We start from the raw sequence: 617 nt of genomic DNA, 5'->3' as shown, positions 1-617 counted from the left end.
ACCTCGAACTTGTTTATTTGTTTTTAGTATAAACTCTCTGTTCGGTGTGTCTATCATTTAGACTAGCATCAAAAGAGAATGTCACCGTAAAAGTCGGAGCAAAATTATTACCACAAGATTTGGTTACCGTACAAGATAATCAGGATGCAAACCCTACCGTAACGATTGGAGCGTATGATACGAGCAAAGCAGGAGATGTTTCAGTAGAAGTGATGGCAGCCGATAAAGCAGGAAATCTTTCTGTTACGAAAGTGGTAGTCAAAGTAGTAGAAGAACAAAAGCAAGACCCACCTGTTGAACCACCAAACGAACCCGAGAAACCATCGTCTACAGAAGACACATCCAAACAGGTGCCAGTTGAACAAGGAGCGCAAGTGTAGTGGGAATGGGGGATGCTGTTTATACAAACATGCTCTATACAGCTCAGCAAAGTAAGAACGGGCAGGTGTTTATCATTGACCCAAAGTCGAATGGGAGAGAGCTGGACATAAAATGGGGAGAGAAGAAAGGGAGTGGTTACGATGAAACAAAAGGTAAAGAATCTGTAACTACTCAGCTTTTTCAGACAAAAAAGCAGGCCAAATACATGTTTCCGATTTGAAAACATGAAAAAAAAT

2 protein-coding genes are annotated in these 617 nt (G+C 41.0%); both read left to right on the top strand.

Annotated elements, in window-relative coordinates:
- Nucleotides 1-44 precede the first annotated feature (44 nt).
- The gene (locus JDS99_RS30900; protein ID WP_199696491.1) at nt 45-380 is read left to right on the top strand and encodes a hypothetical protein; all 336 of its coding nucleotides are present in this window, start codon (nt 45-47) and stop codon (nt 378-380) included.
- Nucleotides 380-601, top strand: coding sequence for a hypothetical protein (locus tag JDS99_RS30895; protein ID WP_199696490.1), 222 nt, complete (start codon nt 380-382; stop codon nt 599-601). Before JDS99_RS30900 ends, JDS99_RS30895 begins: the two co-directional genes overlap by 1 nt.
- Nucleotides 602-617 lie beyond the last annotated feature (16 nt).

The organism is Bacillus cereus group sp. N6, from assembly GCF_016483705.1.
GTDB classification, from domain to species: Bacteria; Bacillota; Bacilli; order Bacillales; family Bacillaceae_G; genus Bacillus_A; species Bacillus_A wiedmannii.
Note: the sequence above shows the minus strand (reverse complement) of the source record. Positions and strands in the feature narration are given on the sequence as shown.